Annotated in this window: 16 protein-coding genes; 7 read left to right on the forward strand and 9 right to left on the reverse strand. The window is 71.2% G+C overall.

What is annotated here, in order from left to right:
* Position 1 precedes the first annotated feature (1 nt).
* Together OG568_RS13975 and OG568_RS13980 are read right to left on the reverse strand one after the other, a co-directional pair.
* Positions 2-1,168 (reverse strand): damage-control phosphatase ARMT1 family protein, encoded by a 1,167-nt coding sequence (locus tag OG568_RS13975; RefSeq protein ID WP_329531765.1) that lies wholly within the window; start codon positions 1,166-1,168, stop codon positions 2-4.
* A gap of 77 nt (positions 1,169-1,245) precedes the next feature.
* A complete protein-coding gene (locus tag OG568_RS13980) occupies positions 1,246-3,069 on the reverse strand; it encodes a S8 family peptidase (protein ID WP_329531766.1) in 1,824 nt (607 codons plus the stop codon).
* Positions 3,070-3,458: 389 nt separating this feature from the next.
* On the opposite strand from OG568_RS13980, the gene OG568_RS13985 reads away from it, so the two are divergent.
* The gene (locus OG568_RS13985) at positions 3,459-4,397 is read left to right on the forward strand and encodes a lytic polysaccharide monooxygenase (protein ID WP_329531767.1); all 939 of its coding nucleotides are present in this window, start codon (positions 3,459-3,461) and stop codon (positions 4,395-4,397) included.
* An 18-nt stretch (positions 4,398-4,415) separates the two neighbouring features.
* On the opposite strand, the gene OG568_RS13990 is transcribed toward OG568_RS13985, so the two are convergent.
* Positions 4,416-5,066, reverse strand: a complete 651-nt coding sequence (locus tag OG568_RS13990) for a Tat pathway signal sequence domain protein (protein ID WP_266586818.1) — start codon at positions 5,064-5,066, stop codon at positions 4,416-4,418.
* 617 nt (positions 5,067-5,683) lie between these two features.
* Here OG568_RS13990 and OG568_RS13995 point away from each other — a divergent pair.
* The 3 genes from OG568_RS13995 to OG568_RS14005 all read left to right on the forward strand — a co-directional run bounded on the left by OG568_RS13995 (position 5,684) and on the right by OG568_RS14005 (position 8,255).
* Positions 5,684-6,343, forward strand: coding sequence for a DUF6230 family protein (locus OG568_RS13995; protein ID WP_266591490.1), 660 nt, complete (start codon positions 5,684-5,686; stop codon positions 6,341-6,343).
* A complete protein-coding gene (locus tag OG568_RS14000) occupies positions 6,343-6,762 on the forward strand; it encodes a DUF6114 domain-containing protein (protein ID WP_329531768.1) in 420 nt (139 codons plus the stop codon). Before OG568_RS13995 ends, OG568_RS14000 begins: the two co-directional genes overlap by 1 nt.
* 230 nt (positions 6,763-6,992) lie before the next feature.
* A complete protein-coding gene (locus OG568_RS14005; protein WP_329531769.1) occupies positions 6,993-8,255 on the forward strand; it encodes a cytochrome P450 family protein in 1,263 nt (420 codons plus the stop codon).
* A 39-nt stretch (positions 8,256-8,294) separates the two neighbouring features.
* Here the strand turns inward: OG568_RS14005 and OG568_RS14010 are convergent, their stop codons facing one another.
* The 5 genes from OG568_RS14010 to OG568_RS14030 are packed head-to-tail and all read right to left on the reverse strand — an operon-like array spanning position 8,295 to position 12,543.
* Positions 8,295-9,650, reverse strand: coding sequence for a cytochrome P450 (locus OG568_RS14010; RefSeq protein ID WP_329531770.1), 1,356 nt, complete (start codon positions 9,648-9,650; stop codon positions 8,295-8,297).
* A complete protein-coding gene (locus tag OG568_RS14015; RefSeq protein ID WP_329531772.1) occupies positions 9,647-10,252 on the reverse strand; it encodes a GTP-binding protein in 606 nt (201 codons plus the stop codon). The genes OG568_RS14010 and OG568_RS14015 overlap by 4 nt, the downstream gene beginning before the upstream one ends.
* The gene (locus OG568_RS14020; RefSeq protein ID WP_329531773.1) at positions 10,230-10,589 is read right to left on the reverse strand and encodes a DUF742 domain-containing protein; all 360 of its coding nucleotides are present in this window, start codon (positions 10,587-10,589) and stop codon (positions 10,230-10,232) included. The genes OG568_RS14015 and OG568_RS14020 overlap by 23 nt, the downstream gene beginning before the upstream one ends.
* Entirely contained in the window at positions 10,586-10,999 is a 414-nt protein-coding gene (locus tag OG568_RS14025) for a roadblock/LC7 domain-containing protein (protein ID WP_266647643.1), read from the reverse strand. The genes OG568_RS14020 and OG568_RS14025 overlap by 4 nt, the downstream gene beginning before the upstream one ends.
* Entirely contained in the window at positions 10,996-12,543 is a 1,548-nt protein-coding gene (locus OG568_RS14030; protein WP_329531774.1) for an ATP-binding protein, read from the reverse strand. The genes OG568_RS14025 and OG568_RS14030 overlap by 4 nt, the downstream gene beginning before the upstream one ends.
* A 375-nt stretch (positions 12,544-12,918) precedes the next feature.
* Here OG568_RS14030 and OG568_RS14035 point away from each other — a divergent pair, with 375 nt between their 5' ends.
* Both OG568_RS14035 and OG568_RS14040 read left to right on the forward strand, forming a co-directional pair.
* Positions 12,919-13,860 carry an AraC family transcriptional regulator gene (locus OG568_RS14035; RefSeq protein ID WP_329531775.1) on the forward strand — a complete coding sequence of 314 codons (942 nt, stop codon included), beginning with the start codon at positions 12,919-12,921 and terminating at the stop codon, positions 13,858-13,860.
* A 163-nt stretch (positions 13,861-14,023) separates the two neighbouring features.
* Entirely contained in the window at positions 14,024-16,414 is a 2,391-nt protein-coding gene (locus OG568_RS14040; protein ID WP_329531776.1) for a SpoIIE family protein phosphatase, read from the forward strand.
* A gap of 16 nt (positions 16,415-16,430) precedes the next feature.
* Here the strand turns inward: OG568_RS14040 and OG568_RS14045 are convergent, their stop codons facing one another.
* Positions 16,431-16,895 carry a cupin domain-containing protein gene (locus tag OG568_RS14045; RefSeq protein WP_329531777.1) on the reverse strand — a complete coding sequence of 155 codons (465 nt, stop codon included), beginning with the start codon at positions 16,893-16,895 and terminating at the stop codon, positions 16,431-16,433.
* A 312-nt stretch (positions 16,896-17,207) separates the two neighbouring features.
* Here OG568_RS14045 and OG568_RS14050 point away from each other — a divergent pair, with 312 nt between their 5' ends.
* Complete coding sequence (locus OG568_RS14050) at positions 17,208-18,227, forward strand: substrate-binding domain-containing protein (RefSeq protein WP_329531778.1); 1,020 nt, start codon at positions 17,208-17,210, stop codon at positions 18,225-18,227.
* Positions 18,228-18,262: the final 35 nt, after the last annotated feature.

An 18,262-nucleotide genomic window follows, 5' to 3' on the forward strand; every position in this document is an offset into this window, starting at 1 on the left:
ATCAGACCCGCACCTGGATCAGCGCATGCGTGCCGCTCGTACGCCAGCGCCGGCCCTCGGCCGCGTCGAGGGCGGCCTCCGTACGGGAGTCCAGGCCCACGATCACATCGGACTTGAGGGTGCGCAGCGCGGCGACCGGGCCCGGGAAGTACGCGGTGGGCTCGGCGAAGGGCGTGTCGGCGGGGTAGAGCCGGTCGCCGACCAGACGGCGGTAGTTCAGGTCGCCCTTCATGAGGGTGACGTCGGCCTCGGCGAAGTCCCGGCGGAGGTCGTCGGGCATGTCGGCGTACGGCAGCGGGGCGCAGGAGAAGGGGTGGGCCCGGACGGTGAGGCGCCCGTCGGTCATGGCCGCCCACAGCCGGTGGCCGGACTCGCCCGCCGCCCCCTTCGCGCTGGTGAGGTGGCGCAGGGCGTCGACCACGTCGGCGGTCGTGGCGTCGGAGACGTAGTACGGGTGCGGCTTCACCTGCAAGAGCGCGCGGCCGACGCGGCGGTGGTGGAGCAGGTGGTCGATCAGGAGCAGATCGGGGATGAGTTCCCGGCCCGAGTTGTCCGCGACCAGGCAGAGGGTGCCGTCGGCGAACAGGGACCGCAGCGACTCGCCTTCGTCGACGACCAGTTGTGCATCCACGGCTGTTTCCCCCGCTGCGGTCACGAGGCGGAACCCGAGGTCCGCACGGTTGCCCCACAGCGAGCCGTGCAGCAGCGCCTCCTCACGCTCCTCGACCGGCCGCTCGGTGAGCGGGTCGAGCGCGGCGAGTTCCTCGTCCGCCTCCGGGGTGTCGAGTTCCGCGAGTTTGAAAGGGCGGAAGGGGTCGATGCCCTTCCAGGCACCGGGAGTGAAGTAGCCGACGGCTTCGAGGAGTTGGCGGTAGAAGTAGCTTTCGGACCAGAGGAAGGGCACATCGAACCAGGAGCGGCCGAGGTACTCCGCGGCGCCCCACCGCTCCCACTGTTCACGGTCCGCGGCCCGCTCGCCGAGCGGTTCGACGACTCCCTCGGTGGCGTTCTTCAGCAGGGCGTCGAGCGCTCGGTGCTGCTCGGGGCCGTAGGGGAAGGCGTCCCGCACCTTCCGGATGAGGGCCGGATGCCGCTCGGCCAGCACGCTCCAGGGGAACGAGCCCGGCTCGTCGCTGAGGATCACGGGCGCGTCGGCGGGTTCAGGCATGTGGCTCACGTTACCGGCTGAGCCGAAAGGGGCGGCCCACGCCGCGCGTGGGCCGCCCCTCCCCCCGTGGGCCGCGCTCAGAGGGTCAGTTTCCAGCTGTTGAGCTTGCCGGTGTCCGAGGCGGCCACGTCCTGGACGCGGAGCTTCCATGTGCCGTTGGCGGTCTCGCTGGACGCGTCGACCGTGTAGGTGGTGTCGACGTTGTCCGCGGAGTCCGAGGTGCTGGAGGACTTCAGGCGGTACGTCGAGCCGTCCGGGGCGACCAGGTCGAGCACCAGGTCACCGCGGTAGGTGTGGGTGATGTCGACGCCGACCTGGAGGGCGGAGGGCGCGTTGCCGGTGCGGCCGCTGACGACGATCGAGGACTCGACGGCCGCCCCGTTGTCCGGGATCGAGAGGGCGGTGATGTTGGAGAAGGTGGTGCCCCCGGTCGAGCCGCCGCCGCTCGCCACGGCCTGCACGGTCTTCGTCGCGTCCGCGAGGCCCGCGCCGCAGCCGCCGGAGCAGGTGCCGGGCAGGGCACGGGCGTTGTTCTTGATGGCCGTCTCGATCTGGGCCGGGGTGAGCGAGGGGTTCGCCGACCTCATCAGCGCGACCAGGCCCACGATGTGCGGGGTGGCCATGCTGGTGCCCTGGTAGTACGCGTACGACTCCGAGGAGGGGGTCTTCGTACCGGAGTTCAGCGTGGAGTAGATGCCGTTGGCGGTGGCCGTGCTCATGTCGCCGCCGGGGGCGGAGATGTCGACGATCGAGCCGTAGTTGGAGTAGGAGGCCCGGGAGCCGCTGCGGCCGGTCGCGGCGACAGTGACGACGTTGTTGCAGCTCGCCGGGGAGTAGTTCGCGGCGTTGTCGTTGTCGTTGCCCGCCGCGACGACGACCGTGGTGCCCCGGTTCACGGCGGCGGTGATGGCGCTCTGGGTGGCCGAGGTGCAGGCGCCGCTGCCGCCGAGGCTCATGTTGATGACCTTGGCGACGTTGGCGTTGGCCGGAACGCCGGAGACGGTGCCGCCGGAGGCCCAGGTGATGGCGTCGATGATGTCGGAGTCGTAGCCGCCGCACTTGCCGAGGACGCGCAGCGGGGAGATCTTCGCGCCGTGGGCGATACCCGCGATGCCCTTGTTGTTGTTGGTGACCGCCGCGATGGTGCCCGCCACGTGCGTGCCGTGCCAGGAGGAGTCACTCGCCGGGATACCGGAGCCGCACTCGTTCGCCGCGTAGTGGTCGCCCGGGTCGGCCGGGTTGCCGTCGCGTCCGTCGCCGTCGACGGAGACCGCCGTGTCGGAGATGAAGTCGTAGCCGGCGACGATGTTCGCGGCGACGTCGGTGTGCGCCACGTAACCGGTGTCGATGACGGCGACCGTCACCCCGCTGCCGGTGGAGGTGGACCAGGCGCCGGGGACGTTCATGCCCGCCTTGGCCTCGTACAGGTCCCACTGCTTGGTGTACTCGGTGTCGTTCGGGTCGGCCTGCGGCGTGTTCAGGCGGTCCGGCACGGCGTACGCGACCTGCGGGTCGGACCGGTACCGCGCGATGACGTCGGCGACGTCCTTCGTGCCGAGGCTGTCTCCGAGGTCGACGAGGGCCGCGCCGGTGCCGAGGCGGCGGGCGAAGTCGAGGTCTTCGCCCGCTTCCCTGCCCTTGGTCTCGGCGTCGGCGGAGGCGGCGGAGTTGGACGTGGCCTCTGCGGCGCCGGACTTGTAGCCGACGATGAGGCGCTCGGCGGGAGCGGCGACGGCCTGTGCGGCCGTCTGCGCCGCCGGGGTGACCGGCACCCTGTCGGTGACGGTCGCGGTGGACGGCTGGGCGGCGACCGTGGTGGTCGTTCCGGCCAGCAGGGCCGCGGAGACCGCGGCGACGGATATCAGCTTCCGTCGGACTTCTCGTGAGGGGGCGGGACGCAAGGGCTTGCCTTTCGTGGCCGGCTCCGGGCGGTGGAAGGCGCGGCGGAGCAGCGGTCGAATCGCTTCGTCGTCGAAGCGGCGGGGGGTGCAGTCCAGAAGCGGCGCGGTGGCCGGCCATACGTCGCGAGCGACCGGTCAGGGGTTGCCTGTGGGTCGGCTGTGCCCGAACGATAGGCAAAGTCCAGGTAATACGGATACAGGGGAAACCCTCGATCTGGCCGGTAACCGACCCTCGAGCGAGCCCAGTTGGCCGAGAGTGCCCGGTTTCACCCGGCCGGCGGATCTGAACGCGGGGCCCTGTGCCCCCGTACTTCACTGTGCGGCCGCGTCTGCGCGCGATGCCGTACGGCCGCACCCGCCGCCCCCACCCCCGCGAGGAGACCCACCGGATGACCGCACACCGCACCGCCACCGCGGCCGCTGTCGCCGTGGCGGCCCCGCTGCTCCTCATGACGTGGGCCGCGGCTCCGGCCCAGGCGCACGGCGCACCGACGGATCCGGTCAGTCGAGTGGTGGCGTGCTCGCCGGAAGGCGGCAGCAACATCGGCACGGCGGCCTGCAAGGCGGCGATCGCGGCGAACGGCGCACCCTTCACCGCCTGGGACAACCTCCGGGTCGCCGGTGTGGCCGGCCGGGACCGCCAACTGATCCCGGACGGGCAGCTGTGCAGCGGTGGCCTGCCCGCCTACAAGGGACTGAACCTGGCCCGCGCCGACTGGCCCTCGACGCGGATGACGCCGGGCGCGACCTTCACGCTCTCCTACAGTTCGACGATTCCGCACACGGGAACCTTCAAGCTGTATCTGTCCAAGCCCGGGTACGACCCGACCAAGCCTCTCAAGTGGTCCGATCTGCCGACGAAACCGTTCGCCACGGCCACCGACCCCGCGCTGGTGAACGGTGCCTACCGGATCAAGGCCACGCTGCCCTCCGACCGGACGGGCCGGCAGATGCTGTACACCATCTGGCAGAACACGAGCACGACGGACACGTACTACTCGTGCTCGGACGTGGTCTTCCCGAGCGCGAGCGGTGGCGGCGGGGCCGCCGCGCCGACGACCTCGTCCCCGGCGCGTGCGACAGCCACGGCCACCCGGAAGGCTCCGCAGAGCCCGCGGACGACCACTGCCCCCGCCGACCGGTCACCGTCGCCCGCCCCGGAGAGCAGCGCGGCGACGACCGTGGTGACCGCGCCCGACCATCTCACGCCGGCCGCGGACACCTCGTCCGGCTCCAGCAACACGCTCCCCCTCGTCGCAGGGGCGGGGGGAGCGGCCGCGCTGCTGCTCACCGCCGGCGTCGCCATCACGCTGCGCCGCCGCCGGTGAGCGGTCGTGCGGGTTCCGTCAGTTGACGGTGACCGCCGGGCTGCCCGACTGGGTGGTGTCGCTGACGGGTGCGTACTTCGCAGTGAAGTAGCCGCTGGCGAAGCAGAGCGACGAGCCCGAGGACTTCGTGAACGCCTGGTTGGTGAAGGTGATGCTGTTGTCGGTGTTGCTCGACGTGCCGGTCAGGCTGGGCGCCTGGTAGACGCAGTTGATGCTGCCCAGCAGGGTGCGCAGGACGACGGTGGTCTGGATGGTGGAGCCCGCGGCCGGGGTCACGGTGACCGTGCCGGCCGAGGCGACCGCGGTGGTGTACGGAAGATTGTTGACCGTGACACTGGTGACGCCGAGCACGCCGATGACATTGCTGGTGCAACTGCCGAAGGTGTGGGCGCTGAGCGACTCGGTGGCCGTGCCGGGGGCCGTCGGGTTGTCGGTGACGGAGGCGGTGAAGGCCGACGCGGCACAGGAGACACCGCTCGTGCCGGTCGCGCTGGAGTAGAGCGTGGCGGCGGTGCCGCTCGCCAGTGAGGCGGTGAGGACGTCACCGGTGGCGACGGCGGCGCCGCCGGCGGTGAGCACCGGGGTGTCGTCCGCCGATGCGGGGGCGATCGCGGAGACCGAGAGCGCGGCGGCGGTGCCGAGGAGGGCGAGCAGGGATCGAGTGCGCATGGGGGTGCCTCTTTCTCAGACGGGCGTGCGGGTGTGTACGGCGCCGCCGCGGACATGCCGCCACGGCGGACCGCTGCCGGTCCGTGACGCCTTCTCCTTACGTCACGGACCGGCAGCGGAAGCCGGGCGACCGGACACGGCCCAGGGGGGAAAGTGCCGTGCCGGTGCCGCGGGGGGAGGTGGATTCAGCGTTGGAGCGCACCGCACGTTCAGACGTGCCACGGCCACCCCGCGAGGAGCGGGGGGTCCAGGAGGTGGCATACGTGCCGCGCATCGGATCCGGCGCCACGGATCCATGGGAAACAAGGCAGAGTTGTAGACCCCATTAATGGTCAACGTCAAGGCGTAGTAAGGAAGTTGAAGGTCATCATGGCTTCAAGTACGAGGTCAGGACGGCCCGGCCTCCACAGGTGCCACACAATCAACATCCCTTTGCCACAAGTCTCTTGACCCGCGAATGTAACCCCCGGTAACTTCCACGTGGTTACTGCCGCGTAACGAGAAAGCCCTTGCGACCGCCGGGAGTCGTGAGGAGGCGTGCGCGGCAGCCGCTGTCCGCGCCAGGACAACGTGCCCGTTGAAGCCCCACCTGCATGACTATGTCCAGGGAGCAGAACATGGCCTCGTCCTCGGACGCCACGGCGTCCACCGATTCGACCCCCGAGAACCCCGAAAGCGGTTCCGGCAGACGTGGGCGGGTCCGCCTGCGCCGCGCCGCGGTGATGGCGGTGCCTGCCACCGCGGTCGCCGCGGGACTGATGATCCTCACCGCCCAGGGCGCTCTGGGGGTGCAATTCGCCATCTCCGGCATGCCGTTCACGGTCACGGCCACCGAACTCAACGGCACCGGCTTCGAGCAGTTCGGCAACCTCGACAACATGGCCGACGGCAGCCCGAACGCCGGCGACACCGGCGGCCAGGTCCTCGTCATCACCTCCGCGATCAAGAACGCGACGCTCACCAAGCTGTGCCAGAGCGTCGACCTGGGCGGTACGAACCTGGTCATCACCGCGGGCGGCGGCACGGACAAGGTGCAGGCGACCAATCTGACGACCGACTCGACCGAGCTGTCGGGCGACGCGGCCTTCAACAACATCGAGATCGGCAACGACGCGAGCACGCTCGACAAGGCCGGGGTCCAGGGGAACAAGGGCGTCTTCAGCCAGCAGGCCGACACCGTCCACATCGGGAACCTGCGGCAGACCAACTACGCCACCACGGCTGCGGTGTTCAAGCTCCCCGGTCTCAAGCTCCGCTTCAGCGACTCGGGCTGCTGATGCCGACCGTCCGGGATCTGCGGTCCGGCTTCCGGCAGTGGCGTGCGGACCGCCCCTTCTGGGGCGGTCTGCTGCTCACCCTGGGCGGAGCGGAGATCCTCCTCACCGAGAAGGCGTCCCTGAAGGTCGTCATGCACATCGGGATGCAGGGCATGGCGGGCTATCTACTGCCGACCATCATGATCCTGTGCGGTCTGCTGATCCTCTTCAACCCGGCGCAGCGCCTGTTCTACTCGCTGCTCGGCATCCTCCTCTCCCTCGGCACCTGGCTGACCTCCAACCTCGGCGGCTTCTTCATCGGCCTCCTCCTCGGAGCGACCGGCAGCTGCCTGGCCTTCGGCTGGCTTCCGCACCAGGAGCCGCGCAAGCGGCGTCTGCTGCGCAGGCGCCGTCGGCAGCAGATGGCGACCGAGGCGTAGAGAAGGGGTAGGGAAGGGGTCCCGCCCCGGCCGAGCCCAGGGCAATGGGCGGCCGGGGCGGGAGCCGCGACGGGACGACCCCAGGACGCGGGCAGGCCTCCGACTTGCCTGTACGCGCAGGGAATTTGCCCTCGCACGCAGTGGACGCCGGACGAACTCTCCCGGGAACGCCACCCTCGCATAGCGTGGACGCGCCGTACACCGACGTCCGAGCGCCAGGGAGGCTCCCGATGGGAACCCCAAGTCCCTTGACGGGAAACCCGAGTCCCCTGGTGATCGACGCGACGGGCCGTGACATCCACGCGGAAGCCGCCCGCATCCGCGCGCGCGGGCCGGCGACCCGCGTCGCTCTCCCCGGTGCTGTCGAGGCCTGGGCGGTCAGCAGCCCCGAGCTGCTCAAACGACTGCTCCTGGACCCACGGGTGTCCAAGGACCCGCGCCGACACTGGCCCGCCTGGATCAACGGGGAGATCTCCCCCGAGTGGCCGCTGTTCACCTGGGTCGCGGTGCAGAACATGTTCACCGCGTACGGCGGCGATCACAAGCGGCTGCGGACCCTGGTCTCCACGGCGTTCACCGCCCGCCGCACGGCCGCTCTGCGACCCCGTATCGAGGAGATCACCACCGGCCTCCTCGACCGTATCGCCGAGGCCGGAGAACACGGGGAAGTCGTCGATCTGCGGGAGGAGTTCTGCTATCCGATCCCCATCCAGGTGATCAGCGAACTCTTCGGCCTGCCCGAGGACGGACGGGCCGACCTCAGGGACCTGGTGGACAGCATCTTCCACACCTCCGCGCAGCCCGAGGAGGTGACGAGCAACTACGCCAGGCTGTACGCCGTACTGGGTGAACTGGTCACCGAGAAGCGGAAGTCACCCGGCGACGACCTGACGTCCGGCCTCATCGCGGCCCGCGACGAGGGCGACGGCCGGCTGAGCGAGCAGGAGCTGCTCGACACGCTGGTCCTGATGGTCAGCGCGGGTCACGAGACCACGGTCAACCTCATCGACAACGCCGTGCACGCCCTGCTCACCCACCCCGAGCAGCTCGCGCACCTCCGCGCCGGACGTGCCACCTGGGACGACGTGATCGAGGAGACCCTGCGGGCCGAGGCCCCCGTCGCGAGCCTGCCGCTGCGCTACGCCGTGGAGGACCTCGACCTCGCCGAACTGGGCGGCCCGGACGGCACGGTGATCGGCCGGGGCGAGGCGATCCTCGCCGCGTACGCCGCCGTCGGACGCGACCCCGAGCGCCACGGCAAGGACGCGGACCTCTTCGACATCACCCGGGCCGACAAGGAGCACCTCGCCTTCGGACACGGCGTACACCGCTGCCTCGGCGCCCCGCTGGGCCGTCTGGAGGCCCGCGTCGCCCTGCCCGCCCTCTTCGACCGCTTCCCCGGTCTCCAACTTGCCGTGGATTCTTCCGAGTTGGAGCCGGTGGACTCCTTCATCTCGCACGGCCACCGCACCCTGCCCGCCCGGATCCGTTAGGTCCGTCAGGGGCCATTAGGGGCCGTCAGGGGCCGGCGCTCACTCCCCGCGCCACCAGGACAGGAGCCGGTTCCGGCCGCTTGGCCGGTGGTCGGGCTCCGAGGCGGGGGGCTCGGTCGCGAGAGCCGGGAGGGGGCTCGCGGACGACTGCCGCTCGCTCTCGGGTCGCAGGACCGTCGCGGTGGGCGGGAAGCGTACGGGCAGCGCGGCCAGCGCACGGTGGAACGGGCCTGGTCGCCAGGCCAACTCCTCTACTGCTAAGTCCAGTTCGATGTCCGGGAGGCGGTCGAGGAGCTTCTCCACCGCGGCCGCCGCGATCAGCCGGGCCGGGCTCTGCGCCGGGCAGTTGTGCGGGCCCGCGCTCCAGGCCAGGTGGGCACGGTTGCCCGCCCGCTGACCGGCCGTCAGCGCCGGGTCGGTGTTGGCGGCGGCGAGACTGACGACCAGCGGATCACCCGCGCGCAGCACCGCTCCCTCGTACACGACGTCGTGCAGCGGATAGTGCACGGCGTAGTTGGCGATCGGCGGATCGGTCCACAGCACCTCGTCGAGGGCGTCCTCCACCGGGAGGCTGCCGCCGGACAGATCGCCCGCGAACCGGTCGTCGGACAGCAGAAGCCGCAGACTGTTCGCGATCAGGTTCTGCTGGGGCTCGGTACCGGCGCCCATCAGCACCACGAGGGTGTGGATCATCTCCTCGTCGGTGAGGCCCGCGGGGTGCGCCATCAGCCAGGACGTCATGTCCTGACCGGGGTTGCCCCGCTTCAGCGCGACCAGGTCGAGCAGGGTGCTGGTCAGCAGTTCGTCGGCCTTCTCCGCGTCCACCCCGTCGAAGATCCCGGACATGCCCTCGACCAGCCGGACCCCGTACTCGGCCGGGCAGCCGAAGAGGTGGTTGAAGACCAGCAGCGGAAGGACCTGCGCGTACTCACCGAGCAGATCCGCCCTGCCGAGCGGCGCGAAGCGGTCGATGAGGGTGTCGGCGCTGCGCTCCACATAGCCGCGCAGGGCGTTCGGATCGACGAGCGCGAGGCCGTCGGTGATCGCGCCGCGCAGCCTCTCGTGCTGCTCGCCGTCGGTGAACAGGGCGTTGGGCCGGTACATCATCATCGGCACGACCGGACTGCCCGGCGGGACGGTCCCGTCGGCGAGGTCGCGCCAGCGGCGGGGGTCCTTGGAGAAGGTCTCCGGGCTGCGCAGAACGTGCAGGGCGGCGTCGTAGGAGGTGACGAGGGTGGCTCTGACGCCGGGTGCGAGCTCGACGGGCGCGGTCGGTCCGGCCGCGCGCAGTCGCCGGTAGACGGCGGCGGGGTCGGCCGCGAACGCGGGCCCGTACAGGGGCTCGTGCGCCGGGCACCCGGGTGGCGGTCCGGGCGGTGGTGGTTCGGAGGTCACACGGGCTCCAGTTCGCCGCTGCGGGTCATGAGGTACTCGACGAGGGCGATCAGCGCCTCGGTGGACGAGACCCGGTCGCGGGCGTCGCAGCGCACGAGCGGGGTCGAGGGCAGCAGGTCGAGAGCCTCGCGGACCTCGTCCAGGTCGTGCGACGCGCTGGCGTCGTCGAAGTCGTTGAGGGCGACGGCGTACGGCAGACCCAGCTCCTCCAGTACGCCCATGACGTCGAAGGACTCGGACAGCCGCCGGGTGTCCGCCAGCACCAGCGCGCCGAGCGCTCCGCTGGTCAGGTCCCTCCAGAGTCCGGTGAAGCGGTGCTGCCCGGGCGTGCCGAAGAGGTAGAGCACCAGGGCGTCGCTGAGGGTGAGGCGGCCGAAGTCGAGGGCGACGGTGGTGGTCGTCTTCTCTCTCGAACCGGCGAGGTCGTCGACGTGGGCGCCGGCCTCGGTCATCACCTCCTCGGTGCGCAGCGGCCGGATCTCGGAGAGCGCGCCGACGAACGTGGTCTTGCCGACCGCGAAGTGGCCCACGACCAGCAGTTTGACCGCGGTCTGCACACCGGGGCCGAGGTGGACGTCGTCAGAGTCGGGCGCGGAGCCCATCCAGTACCTCCTGGAGGATGCGGGCGTCGGAGAGGCGAGCGGCCGGTATCGGCGCCCGGGTGACGAGGTGACCGCTGTCCATCAGGTCGGCGATCAGTATTTTGGTGACGCTGACCGGGAGTTCCAGATGACCGGCCACCTCGGCGACCGACAGCGCTCCGGGCCGGCACAGCTCCATCATTCGGCGCTTCTCCGGGCTCAGCCCCATCAGCGGCAGGTCGTCGGCGGCGATCAGCAGGGTGACGAGGTCGAGGGTGTTGCGGGAGGGGTGGGCGCGGCCGTCCGTGACGACGTACGCCCGCACCAGCCTCCCTCCCGGCCGGCGCCCGGGCGTCATGCCGGGCTGCCGGTGTCCTGCCGGGCCGGGCTGGTCAGCTCCTTGCCGAGCCGGTCGACCAACTTGTGCATGCGGTACGTGACCGCCTCCATGTCCACGTTCTCGCTGGTGGACACCGCGAGATGGGCGCCCTCGCCGGCGGCGACGAGGAAGACGTACCCGTGCGCGAACTCGATCAGGGTCTGCCGCCACGGCGCGGTCGCGCTGCCGCAGAACTCGGCCGTGCTGCGGCTGATCGACTGCACCCCGGACAGGCCCGCGGCCAGCCGCTCGGCGTCATCGCGGTGGATGTCCGCGGAGTGGGCCCGGAGCATGCCGTCGGCGGACAGCAGGATGGCGTGCCGCGCCTCCGGCACCTTCAGGACCTCGTCGAGCATCCACCCCAGCTCGTTGGTCATGGGCGCGATCATCCCTGTGTGTTCCCTTCGGATTCGTGGGGGGCTTCGATGTCGTAGGGGGTTCGGGCGCCGTAGGGGGTTCGGACGTCGTCGGTGGCTTCGGTTTTCTCGGGGGACACGGCCCGGGTATGTGCGGGGGGTGCGATGTCCCGCTCGGCCCGCGCGGAGCGGGTGCCGCGCGCGAAGGCGCCCATGCGCCGGGCGTTCTCCTCCGCGGACCGGCCCACGCCCTCCTCCGCCGGGGCTGCCGCTGCGGCCGGGGGCTGTTCGGCGGCGGGCGCGGGTACGGGCGCGCGGCGGCGCCGCTTGGGCAGTCCGCCGGCCGTCGTCGCCTCCGCGAGCGCGCTCGTCCGGGCCGTACGCCGGGGCGTGCGCGCCGGTTCCGCGGGCGGCGAGGGGGGCTGGACCGGGTCGGCGTGGGTGAGCAGCGCGGCCGGTACGAAGACCACGGCGCGGACGCCGCCGTACGGGGAGCGGGTGTCCACGGAGACGTCGAACCCGTAGCGGGTGGCGAGGACGCCGATGACGGCGAAGCCGAACTGGGGCGGGTCGTCGAGACGGGTGACGTCGACCGCCCGGCGGCCGGTCAGCAGCGCGGCGGCGTGCTCGGACCCGCGGCTGTCCATGCCGACGCCCGCGTCGTCGATGACCACGACGGCGCCGTTGTGCACCGCCTGCACGCTGACCTCGACCGTGGTGTTCGGCTGTGAGTGGCGCGCGGCGTTGTCCACCAGTTCGGCGACCGCGAGGACGACCGGCTCGACGGCCCGGCTCTCGACGGCGACGTCGGCCTGCCCGTTGATGCGGATGCGCCGGTAGTCGCGGATGCGGGAGGTCGCGCCGCGGACGACCTCGATCAACGGGGAGGTGGCCCGTTGGCGCCCGGGCCAGGAGCCGCACAGGACGGCGATGGCCTGGGCGCGCCGACCGAACTGGGCGTTGGTGTGGTCGATCTCGAGCAGGTCGCGCAGTACGTCGGGGTGGTCGTGCCGGTCCTGCATCTCCGAGATGGACACCTGCTGCTCGTTGGCGAGGGCCTGGATCGAGCGCATCGACGCCTTGAGGGCGGCCTTCGCGGACTGGTCGGCGCGGGCCTGCGCATGCCGCACGGCGTCGGAGAAGCGCTCCAGGAGGCCGTCGAGGCACTTCGCGAAGTCGGTGTCGGCCAGCCGCGCGTCGAGCAGACCGACGGCGGGCAGAGCCGGTGCGGACACGGTGGCGGGTTGCCCCGTCGCGGCGAGATGCCGACCGGCCTCAGGGAAGGTCTGCCCCTCCGCAGCAAGGTGTCCCCCGGCCGCCGAGGAGAATCGACCCGCCGGAGGATGTGGCCGGCCCGTCGCCGGTGCGGGCTGGTGCGGGGCGCCCTCGAGCGCGGGCAGACGGACCGCGACCAGGTGGCGCAGCTCCTCGTCCCGGGCCCGTAGCGCGTCCGCGAGCTCGGCGCTCCGGCCGCGCTGCCGTCCGGTGATCCCGCGCTGGCGCACCAGCAGCACGGTGACGGCGAGCAGGCCGACGACCAGGCACCAGAACGCCGCCTCCGGTATCCGTTCGGTCATGAAGTCCTCAATGGCATATGCAAGTTGACGGGTTGCACGACCGTAGCCGTCCACCGGCGCAAGCGCTTGCCCTCGCGCGCAAGGAAGTTGCCGTGGGACGCACGGACTGTATGCACTAGGGCCTGTCCGGCGGATCAAGTCGCAGGAAACGGGCGGCGCCTCGTCGACTCTGGTGAGCGGGGCTTGGTGCGTGCAGCTGCAAGGCGGAGGAGGGAGTCGACGCGGAGCGTCGGCGAGTGACGACAACGCCGCAGATGGGCGTGCCAAGCCCCGCGTCTGCGGCATGATCCGCCGGACAGGCCCTAGGCTGACGAGGAGTAACTACCGCTCGTTGCACGGGAGTTGAGAGTGCCGTTGCCCGCGGAAAGCTACATCGTGGAATCACAGACGACCGCGGAGGTGGATCCGCGCGAGCGGGCCGACTTCTGGAGCGAGCACGTCGGGTCCTACCAGTCCACCATGGGCTACCGGTACGCGCGCACCGACGACTTCCGTGGCGCGACGGTCCGCCAGCGCACCGAGCGGTATCAGCTCGTCAAGTTCTGGTCGGACGAGATCACGTACAGCAGGACCGCCCACCAGGTCCGCCAGGATCCCGACGAGGACTACCGATTACTGCTGCCGCTCAGCGGGGAGATGGTGCTGCGGCAAGGCGGCCAGGAGGCCCGGCTGACACCGGGCACCGGCACCCTCGTCAGCTTCGGGGCGCCCTTCGAGTGCCTCCAGGACGCCTCGACGCACGCGTTCGTCCTCACCATCCCCGCCTGCGAGGTGGACGGCCCGCTGAACCGCAGGTCCCCACTGGCCACCGGGCTCGACCTGAGCAGGGGCCTGGGCCGGGTGGTGAGCTCCATGATCAACGACCTGCACGCGGAGCGCGACCACCTCACCGACCCCCACTTCAACGCCGTCTCCGACCGCGTCGTCGAGCTGCTGTGCATGCTCGTCCTCGGCGACGACCGCCCCGACGGGGCGGGCCAACTCACCGACGTGGAGACGATGGTTCGCCGCTACGTCCGTGAACACGCCGCCGACCCCGGCCTCACCGGTACGTCCATGGCGCACGCCCTCGGCTGGTCCCTGCGCCAGATCCAGCTGGCCCTGCAGCGCGCCGGCACCACCCCGCGCGACCTCATCCGCGAGGAGCGGCTGCGGCTGGTCCGTGAGCGCCTCCAGTGCACCGACTGCGAGCACCTGACCATCACCGACCTGGCCTTCACCTCGGGATTCTCCTCGGCGAGCGCGCTGAGTACGGCGTTTCGGCAGCGGTACGGGGTGAGTCCGCGGGAGATGCGCTCCGGGGGGCGGCGACCGTGACGCCGTCGCTCTCAGCGCCCCTGGGCCGGGGCCGCGCCCCCGATCCCCGGCCGCCGCGGTCCGTTGCCCGCGGGCCGGTGGGGACGCGAGCGACCCTTCCCCGCCCCTGTTCCGGCCCACTCCCGGGTTGATGTGACTGCCGGATCACACCATCCTTGTACATATGGTGAAAATCCCGGGCGATACGGGGCGGGCGACCACGGCCGGTGACGCCATGGTGGTGGTCGACGCGCACGGAATCGTCACCGGCTGGAGTGAGGGCGCGCGTCTGCTGACCGGGTACGCCGCGGCGGAGATCACCGGCCGCCCGGTGTCGGAGCTGCTGGACGGGGACCCGGGCGAGGCCTGGCGGGCGCTGCGGACGAGCGGCGGCAACGGCGTGGTCGCCGTACGGCACGGGGACGGCCGGCGGACCGAGCTGGCCCTGCGGGCGTGCCCGCTCCAGGGCGAGCACGGGGAGCCGAGCGGATACGTGATCACCGCGGCGCCGGACGAGCAGGGCCGCGGCCTGGGAGAGCTGGCGTTCAAACAGGCGTCGGTGTCGATGTCGGTGTTCGACACCGAACAGCGCTACCTGCGGATGAACGACACCGCCTGCCGGGTCATGGGCGTCCAGGAGGCCGAGGTCCTGCACCGCTACCTCCCGGACACCGTCGAGAACGCGGAACACAGCCGCGGCTTCTTCAACCATCTGCGCAAGGTCGTCGAGACCGGCCGCCCCGTCCACTACGAGAGCTGGACCCGGGCCCCCTCCGGACTGCGCATGAACGCGTGGAACATCGAGATGTGGCCGCTGCGGTCCCCCTCCGGGCAGCTGCTCGGCGTCTCACTGGCCGGCTTCGAGAACACCGAGCAGTACCGGGCCCGGCGGCGGCTCGCCCTGCTGAGCAAGTCCGCCGCCGACATCGGTACGACGCTGGACGTGATCCACACCGCCCGCGAGCTGGCCCAGCTGGCGGTACCCGAGCTGGCCGACTTCGTGAGCGTGGACCTGCTGGACGCGGTGGTCGCGGGCGAGGAGCCCGTCGGCGGCGCGGTGGACGCCGATGTGGAGCTGCGCCGGGTCGCGCACCGCTCCCGTACCACCGACGCGCCGGAGACGGTGATCGATCTGGGCGCGGCGGAGGTCTACCCGTCCTCCTCCCCGCCGATCCGCGCCCTGGTCACCGGGCACGCGGTGCTCACCAGGACCGGTGACCCTGACGTCGACGGGTGGCTCGCCCGGCACGGCACCCGGGCCGCCACGCCGTACCAGCCGCGCCGCCAGAACCTCTCCATGATGGCGGTACCGCTGGTGGCGCGCGGTACGACCATGGGGGTGGCGGTCTTCGTACGGCTGCTCACCGCCGAGAGTCCGGACGCCTTCGACCACGACGACGTGTCACTGGCCCAGGAACTCGCCAGCCGCACGGCCGTCTGTGTGGACAACGCCCGCCGGTACGGCAAGGAGCGCACGACCGCGCTGGCCCTGCAGCGCAGTCTGCTGCCCCAGGCCATGGCCGGTCAGGCGGCGGTCGAGTTCGCCTCCCGCTACCTTCCGGCGCTGTCGCGGGCGGGCGTCGGCGGCGACTGGTTCGATGTGATCCCGCTGTCCGGGACGCGGGTGGCGCTCGTCGTCGGCGATGTCGTCGGGCACGGCATCCATGCCTCGGTCACCATGGGCCGGCTCCGTACGGCGGTATGGACTCTGGCCGACGTCGACCTGCCCCCGGACGAGCTGCTCACCCACCTCGACGACCTGGTCGGACATCTGGCGGACGACGAGAGCCCGACGGGCGCGGAGATCGGCGCCACCTGTCTGTACGCGGTGTACGACCCGGTGTCCGGGCACTGCGCGATCGCCGCCGCGGGGCACCCACCGCCCGCGGTGCTGTTCCCGGACGGCACCGTGAAGGTCGTCGAGGTGAGCGCGGGACCGATGCTCGGCGTGGGCGGCCTCCCCTTCGAGGCCACCGAGCTGCACCTGCCGGAAGGCTCCGTCCTCGCCCTCTACACCGACGGTCTCTTCGCGGCCCGCCACCTCGACGCGGACGCGGGTACGGCCGTGCTGTGCAGCGCGCTGACGGTCCCCGCCGGAAATCTGGACGACGCCTGCGACAACGTGCTCCAGGTGCTGCTCCCGCAGCACCCCACCGACGACGTGGCCCTGCTGCTGGCCCGCACCCGCACCCTGGACAGCGACGAGGTGGCGGTGTGGGACCTGCCCGCCGATCCGGCGGAGGTCGCCACCGCCCGGCAGTACGCCACCGAGCAGCTGACCCGCTGGGGGCTCGACGAGGTCGCGTTCGTCACCGAACTCGTCGTCAGCGAACTGGTCACCAACGCCATCCGCTACGGCGGCGCCCCCATCCAGCTCCGGCTCATCCGCGACCGCGCCCTCATCTGCGAGGTCTCCGACGCCAGCAGCACCTCTCCGCACCTGCGCCGGGCCCACACCTTCGACGAGGGCGGCCGCGGGCTGCTCCTCGTCGCCCAGCTCACCGACCGCTGGGGCAGCCGCACCACCAGCGCCGGAAAGACGATCTGGGCCGAACAGGCGCTGCCGTTCGAGTGACGCGGCCTCGCGGTCGCTACTGGAAGTCGCAGCCGGGGTTGGGCGCGTCCTCCGAGAACGGCGAGCCGTGGGGCAGGACGTACAGCACGTCCAGGACGACGGGGACCGAGCCCTCGTTGCGGCCGATGTGCACATGACCGGGGCCCGGGGGCTCGGTGATCGTACGGCCGGCCGGGTAGGTGCCGTCCGGCTCGCAGCCCGCGTCGAAGTGACTCAGGGTGCCCTGCTTCACGAAGCCGTACAAGGGCCCGTCGTGGTAGTGCCAGCCGGTGCTCTGGCCGGGCGGGACGGTGATCTCACGGAGGGTGTAGTCCGTGTTCCCCACGGTGGTCTGATACAGCAGCTTCGCGGTGACACCGGGGCCGGGAGGAGTCGCGTACGCGGTCCCTGCGACCAGCGACATGGCCGACAGGCCGACAACTACGGCGCCCGTCACTCCCGTACGCAGCATGGCACGGGCAGCGGAAACCTCACGCGTCATCTCGTCCTCCCCCATGTGAACGCAACACCCCGCCAACGGCGGGTCCGCGCCCCATCATTGAACATCCGCGCCCCATGCGGAAGGTGCGATACCACCCAACTCACCCGTCACGCGTCCAACTAGTGACGATGCGACGACGACGCACCGACGCAGGCCATCTCCGGCATATGCCCGCTCACTTGACGGCCGAGTGTGACACACGGTTGGCTCCGGCCCAACGAAAGTACGACAGTCGGTGCACAACGTCCCGACGTCGCACCGCTCTCACCCTCCCCGTCCCGCCGCTGGGCCGCACAGCAAGGTGCCGCACCCATGAACATGTCCCCCACTTCTCACCACTTCCCCGGATCCCCGCACCGCGCCGCCCTCGTCGCCGTCCTCGCCGCGGGCTGTCTGCTCGCGGCCGGCTGCTCCGCTTCCGGCGGATCGAACGACACGAGCGACGGCTCGGCGGGGAAGGCGGGCACCGGCCGGATCAAGGTCGCCCTGATCACCCACGGCGCCCGCGGAGACGCGTTCTGGGAACTGGTGCGCAAGGGCGCACAGGCGGCGGCCGCCAAGGACAACATCGACCTGACGTACGCGAGCGACTCCGAGGCCGCCGCCCAGGCGAGCCTGGTACGGGACGCGATCCGCGACCGGGTGGACGGCATCGCGCTGACGCTGGCCAAGCCGGAGGCGATGCAGAGCGCGGTCAGCGCGGCCAAGGCGGCGGGGATACCCGTGGTCGGCCTCAACTCCGGGATCGACGCCTGGAAGTCCGAGGGCCTGCTGGAGTACTTCGGCCAGGACGAGAGCGTCGCGGGGCGGGCCACCGGCGACAAACTGGACGAGCTCAAGGCCAAGCACGCCCTCTGCGTCATCCACGAACAGGGCAACATCGCGCTGGAGGCCCGCTGCGCCGGGGTGAAGAAGACGTTCGGCGGCGAGACCGACCTGCTCTATGTGAACGGCACCGACATGGACGCGGTGGGCGCCTCCGTCACGGCCAAACTGCGCGCGGATCCGAGCGTCGACGAAGTCGTGATGCTGGGCGCGCAGTTCGCGCTCGCCGCGGTGAAGTCGGTGAAGGCCGCGGGCAGCAAGGCCCAGGTCGCCACCTTCGACCTCAACAACGGTCTGGTGAAGTCCGTACAGAGCGGGGACGTGCAGTTCGCGGTGGATCAGCAGCCCTACCTCCAGGGCTATCTGGCCGTGGACTCGCTCTGGCTCTACCACTCCAACGGCAACTTCAGCGGCGGCGGGACCGCTCCCGTGCTCACCGGCCCCGCGTTCGTCACCAAGGAGAACGTCTCCTCGGTCGCGAAGTTCGCGGCGAACGGGACCCGCTGATCCGCCGCCGCCCGCACAGGCGGCACCAAGGTTTT

The organism is Streptomyces sp. NBC_01450, assembly GCF_036227505.1.
In the GTDB taxonomy this organism is placed as follows: Bacteria; Actinomycetota; Actinomycetes; order Streptomycetales; family Streptomycetaceae; genus Streptomyces.